Source organism: Mesorhizobium sp. M7A.F.Ca.CA.002.09.1.1, assembly GCF_003998555.1.
Taxonomy (GTDB): domain Bacteria; phylum Pseudomonadota; class Alphaproteobacteria; order Rhizobiales; family Rhizobiaceae; genus Mesorhizobium; species Mesorhizobium ciceri.
Genome location: NZ_RZRR01000395.1, coordinates 1 through 4,929 on the forward strand (window position 1 = coordinate 1; position 4,929 = coordinate 4,929).

Sequence of the window (4,929 nt, forward strand, 5' to 3'; positions counted from 1 at the left end):
TCATTGAAGGGCGTCGAAGGGCAAAACCATGTCGCTGGACCGGGCCATGCGCAAAGCTGTTCCTGCGCCCAGGCAGGTCAGGTCAACGAGAAATCTATTGTTGGATTGCGCAATTCCCAAGGCAAAGCGCTGTACGCTTTTCCCGGGGAAACCGGTACCCACTTTTCCTGGAATTGCTCAAAGCCGCTTTTCGAACAGCACCGTGGTGAAGCCACTGTCCCATTCGTCATCGGGATAGCGGCTTTTCTCGATATAGCCGACCGCTTTGTAGAGTGCTTGTGCGGGCAGGTTGAACGTGTCGGTCTCCAGCCGCGCCTGCGCCAATCCGGCCGCACTGACCGCCTGTTCGGCATGGGAAAGCAGCTTGCGGCCGACACCTTGGCCTTGACGGGATGCCATCACGTGCAGGGCCTCGATGAAATCCGCGCGCCAATGGATCAAGCCGGCGACCTCGCCATCGATCTCGGCAATGGCGAATTCAGGCCAGCTCTGGTCGACATAGCGCCCGCCAATATCCGTCTCGACATAGCGTTGCGCGGCTGCTTCGGTGATGTTCGGCAGCCAGGTGCCTTCGAAGGTTTCCTGCAGCACCTGCTTCAGCGCCGGAATATCGCTCGCCTGCGCAGGGCGCACGATGATTCGATCCTCTGCCATTTCCGTCTCCTGCCAATGCATGTCGCCCAAAGTGCACAGCGGTTTGGGACGACGACATGCCGCCGCACGGGCCCTCTTTCGGTGACACGTGTAGCGTCCTGGTCCCACGCAGGCTGCCGAAGATCTGTGCGATCCTCGGCAGCTTGTCGCGAAGTGGGCTGACTAGCAGATGGCGATGGCGGCGGCTTTCAGCCAGTGGCGCCGGATGTCGGTCCAAAGATGAAGCGGCGCTCGCCCTACACGTAGCGGTTGACGATGTTTTCCAGCAGTTCCTGGCGGCCGGACCTCGGCTGCGGCTCGATCTTCTTCTTGACGACACGCTCGGCGATATCCTCAAGCGTGCGCTTGCCGGCAAGCATCGCCTTGCCCTCGGCCGTGTTCCAGCCGGCATAGCGTTCGGCCAGCGGCGCCGACAGTGCCTTGTCCTCGACCATGCGCGCCGCGGCTTTCAGGCCGCGAGCGCAAGAGTCCATGCCGCCGATATGGCCGATCAGCAGGTCCTGCGGATCGAGCGACTGGCGGCGCAGCTTGGCGTCGAAATTGGTGCCGCCGGTCTTGAAGCCGCCAGCCTGCAGGACTTGGTAGTAGGCCAGTGCCATTTCCGGCACGTTGTTGGGGAACTGGTCGGTGTCCCAGCCCGACTGGTAGTCGTTGCGGTTCATATCGATCGAACCGAAAATGCCGAGCGCATTGGCCAGAGCCAGTTCGTGCTCGAAGGAATGGCCGGCCAGGATGGCGTGGCCCTGCTCGATATTGACCTTGACCTCCTTCTCCAGCCCGAAGCGCTTGAGGAAGCCGTAGACCGTGGCGACATCGTAATCGTACTGATGCTTGGTTGGCTCCTGCGGCTTCGGCTCGATCAGGATCGTGCCCTTGAAGCCGATCTTGTGCTTGTAGTCGACGACCATGCTGAGGAACGGCCGGCCTGTTCCTGCTCGCGCGCAAGGTCGGTGTTGAGCAGGGTCTCATAGCCTTCGCGCCCGCCCCACAGCACGTAGTTTTCGCCCTTCAACCGCTTGGTGACGTCGATACAGCTTTTTACCGTCGCCGCCGCATAGGCAAAGACATCCGGATCGGGATTGGTGGCCGCGCCCGACATGAAGCGGCGGTTGGAGAACAGATTGGCGGTGCCCCAAAGCAGCTTGACGCCGGTCTGCTTCATCTTGCCCGCGAAGTAGTCGGCGATCTCATCGAGGCGCGCCGCACTCTCGGAAAAATCCTTGCCTTCCGGCCGTACATCGGCGTCGTGGAAGCAGAAGTAGGGCGCGCCGAGCAACGAGAACATCTCGAAGGCGACGTCTGCTTTCAGTTTTGCCAGCTCCATCGTGTCGACGCCGCCGGCCTTGGGAAACCACGGCCGGTCGAAAGTCTGGCCGCCGAACGGATCGCCACCCGGCCAGGCAAAGGAGTGCCAGTAGGCAACGGCGAAGCGCAGATGATCTTCCAGCCGCTTGCCGGCGACGACCTCATCGGGATTGTAGAACCTATAGGCCAGCGGATTGGTCGAATCCGGCCCTTCATATTTGATCTTCTGGATGTCGCCGAAAAATCCACTGCTCATGATTTCTGTCCTCTCACAAAGTTCTGACGCCATTACCTCAGGCGTAATTGGTTTCACGCCGGCGCTGGTTGAAAAGGGTCATGTCAAAGCCACCAAACGAAGGAGACAGACCATGACCGACCTCACCAAGATCGCTGAAAACTACATCACCGCCTGGAACGAAAGCGATGCCGGCCGCCGGGCCGAATTGCTCAAGGCGACCTTCACGGAAGACGTCAGCTACCGCGATCCGCTCATGCAGGGTGATGGCCATGAAGGCGTCGCGGCTCTGATCGACGGCGTGCAGCAGCGCTTTGCCGGTTTCCGGTTCTCGCTGAAGGGTACGCCGGACGGTTTTGCCGACAAGATCCGCTTCTCGTGGAATCTCGGACCTGAGGGGACGCCTTCGGTGATCGAAGGTACCGACATCGGAATCATCGAGAACGGCCGCCTCAAGAGCGTCACCGGTTTTCTCGACAAGGTGCCGGCGCAGTGAGCCGGACAGCCGCGGCGTGGGCGAAAGATCGCTCACGCCGTGGCGACCCTGATTGCCGGATAAAGCGCCCGGTAGCGCTGATAGGCATCGGCATAGGCGCCGCCGAGCGCCGCATCCGGTTCGATAGTTGCGTCCGTCCTCGGGGCCGTACAGATTTCGAGCGGATCGGCACCCGTCGCCGCGATCAGGCCGAGCCGCGCGGCACCAAAGGCGGCGCCGAAGTCGCCGTCGGCAGGAATGTCGACAGGCAGTTGAAGCGCGGTGGCAATCGCCTTCAACCAGTAGCGTGAGCGCGAACCGCCGCCGATCGCCGTCACCCGCGTCAAGGCTGTGCCGGCCGTGGCCAGCGCTTCGAGGCTGTCGCGAAAGGCAAAGGCTACACCCTCCAGCACGGCCTGGGTCAGCACGGCACGGCTCGATTGATGCGCCAGTCCGGTGAACGCGCCGCGAATGGCGGAATCATTGTAGGGCGTGCGCTCACCCGAGAGGTATGGCAGGAAGGACACGCCGCTCGGCGCCTTCAATGTGTCGCCGAGCTCAGTGGTCAACTCGCCGGCGCTCTTCCCGGTGATTTCCGACAGCCAGTTGAGCGAATCGGTTGCCGACAGGATGACCCCCATCTGGTGCCAGGTGTTCGGAAGCGCGTGGCAGAAGGTGTGAACCGCGCTAGCCGGGTTGGGCAGGTAGGAAGCGTTGGCGGCAAACAGCACACCCGACGTGCCGAGCGAAACAAAAGCGTGGCCGGCGCCAACCGTGCCCATGCCGCAGGCCGAGGCCGCGTTGTCGCCGGCGCCACCGGCGATCGGAATGCCGGCCTGGACGCCCCACTTCGATGCCAATTCGCTGCGCAATGCGCCTGCCTTCTGCGTACCCTCGACCAGCGACGGCATCTGCTTTTCATCGAGCGATGTCGCCGCGAGCAAATCCGCACTCCAGCGCCGCTTGCCGACATCGAGCCAGGACGTGCCGGCAGAATCCGACATTTCCGAAATGTGCTCGCCCGAAAGCCAGAGCCGCAGGAAATCCTTGGGCAGCAGCACTTTTGCGACCTTGGCGAAGACAGCGGGCTCGTTTTTCTTCACCCAGGCCAGTTTCGGCGCGGTGAAACCGGGAAAGACGATGTTGCCGGTCAGGGCGCGGAAACGCGGATCGGCATCGAGGACGGCGGCCTCGGCATGGCTGCGCGTGTCGTTCCACAGGATGCAGGGGCGCAGCACCTTGTCGGCGGCGTCAAGCAGCGTGGCGCCATGCATCTGGCCGGACAGGCCAATGCCCTTGACTGCCGCGAGTTCATGCGGATGGGAGGATTTGAGCTCGGCGATTGCGTCTTCGCAGGCCCGGATCCAGTGCTCGGGATTCTGTTCCGACCAGCCGGGGTGCGGCCGTGAAACATCAAGCGAACCATGGCCGGAACCGATGACGGTTTGCCCGGCATCGATCAGCAGCGCCTTGACGCCCGACGTCCCGAGATCGAGGCCCAGATACATGTCTTCCTCCCACGCCAGTTAATTTTTTCGGGTCTCGAAAAAATCTGGCTTGGCCAGTTTTTAAAACAAGATCCGCTTCGGGTCAATTCTCCGACAAATCGGCGGCGCGTCGCACAAACAGCGCTGACAGCGGACTGTCGGGCCGCGCCATCGAACGCTCCGCCGTGAGCGCCTTGGCCAGCGCACCCTCACCGGCGCGCAAGGCCGCCTCGATCAGCGTCAGGTCGATGACGTCGCGCTGGGCGTGGCTGCCACCGAAACGATGTGCGATCGCGCGGATCGGCCGGATCAGGCGCGCGGTCTCGGCGTAGCTGCCCTCACCGAATGCCTTGATGGCGAGCGTCAGCGGATGGCCGACATCCCGCGTGAAAGCCGCATTGTCGTCGCTGCCACGCATGGCCTCGCGCTGAGCCTCGAGCAAGGCGAGGGCCGGCGCATCTAACCCGGCACCCACGAAGGCCATCATCGCGTGGGCGTCGTTGAAGGCATAAAGACCCGCTCCCGCCTTGCCCCAGTTGGCGGCGAGTGCCGCCCAGCGGTCGCCGACATCGACGCCGCCGAGGTGGAGCCGCCACAGGATTGCCGAGGCATCGACCATGTTGAGCGCCATCGTCGATTGCACGCTGTAGATAGGGCCGTCATAGAGGGCCAGCACCGCGTCGGTCTCGCCGAGATCATAGTGGAACAGCGCCAGGTGCCACCAATTGTGGACCTGCAGGAAGCTCTCCCGTGTCCACGCTTCCGGATTGGCG

General features: G+C 62.8%; 3 protein-coding genes and 2 pseudogenes. 1 reads left to right on the forward strand and 4 read right to left on the reverse strand.

Translation table 11 applies throughout. The features are described from left to right. Nucleotides 1–177 precede the first annotated feature (177 nt). Together EN994_RS17805 and xylA are read right to left on the reverse strand one after the other, a co-directional pair. Nucleotides 178–654, reverse strand: a complete 477-nt coding sequence (locus EN994_RS17805; RefSeq protein ID WP_063169800.1) for an N-acetyltransferase — start codon at nucleotides 652–654, stop codon at nucleotides 178–180. 236 nt (nucleotides 655–890) lie between these two features. Further along, nucleotides 891–2,215 (reverse strand): annotated as a pseudogene (xylA, locus tag EN994_RS17810) (xylose isomerase). Nucleotides 2,216–2,327: 112 nt separating this feature from the next. Here xylA and EN994_RS17815 point away from each other — a divergent pair. Continuing rightward, nucleotides 2,328–2,690 carry a nuclear transport factor 2 family protein gene (locus EN994_RS17815; RefSeq protein WP_063169801.1) on the forward strand — a complete coding sequence of 121 codons (363 nt, stop codon included), beginning with the start codon at nucleotides 2,328–2,330 and terminating at the stop codon, nucleotides 2,688–2,690. Between the two features lie 32 nt (nucleotides 2,691–2,722). Here EN994_RS17815 and xylB read toward each other — a convergent pair whose 3' ends face one another. Both xylB and EN994_RS17825 read right to left on the reverse strand, forming a co-directional pair. Further along, a complete protein-coding gene (xylB, locus tag EN994_RS17820) occupies nucleotides 2,723–4,177 on the reverse strand; it encodes a xylulokinase (protein WP_063169802.1) in 1,455 nt (484 codons plus the stop codon). Between the two features lie 82 nt (nucleotides 4,178–4,259). Continuing rightward, nucleotides 4,260–4,929: pseudogene (locus EN994_RS17825) on the reverse strand (tetratricopeptide repeat protein); the annotation flags it as partial.

What these genes read in the sequence shown, in the direction of transcription:
- EN994_RS17815 (WP_063169801.1), top strand. Translation starts at nt 2,328, where the DNA reads ATGACCGACCTCACCAAGATCGCTGAAAACTACATCACCGCCTGGAAC.
- EN994_RS17805 (WP_063169800.1), bottom strand. Translation starts at nt 654, where the DNA reads ATGGCAGAGGATCGAATCATCGTGCGCCCTGCGCAGGCGAGCGATATT.
- xylB (WP_063169802.1), bottom strand. Translation starts at nt 4,177, where the DNA reads ATGTATCTGGGCCTCGATCTCGGGACGTCGGGCGTCAAGGCGCTGCTG.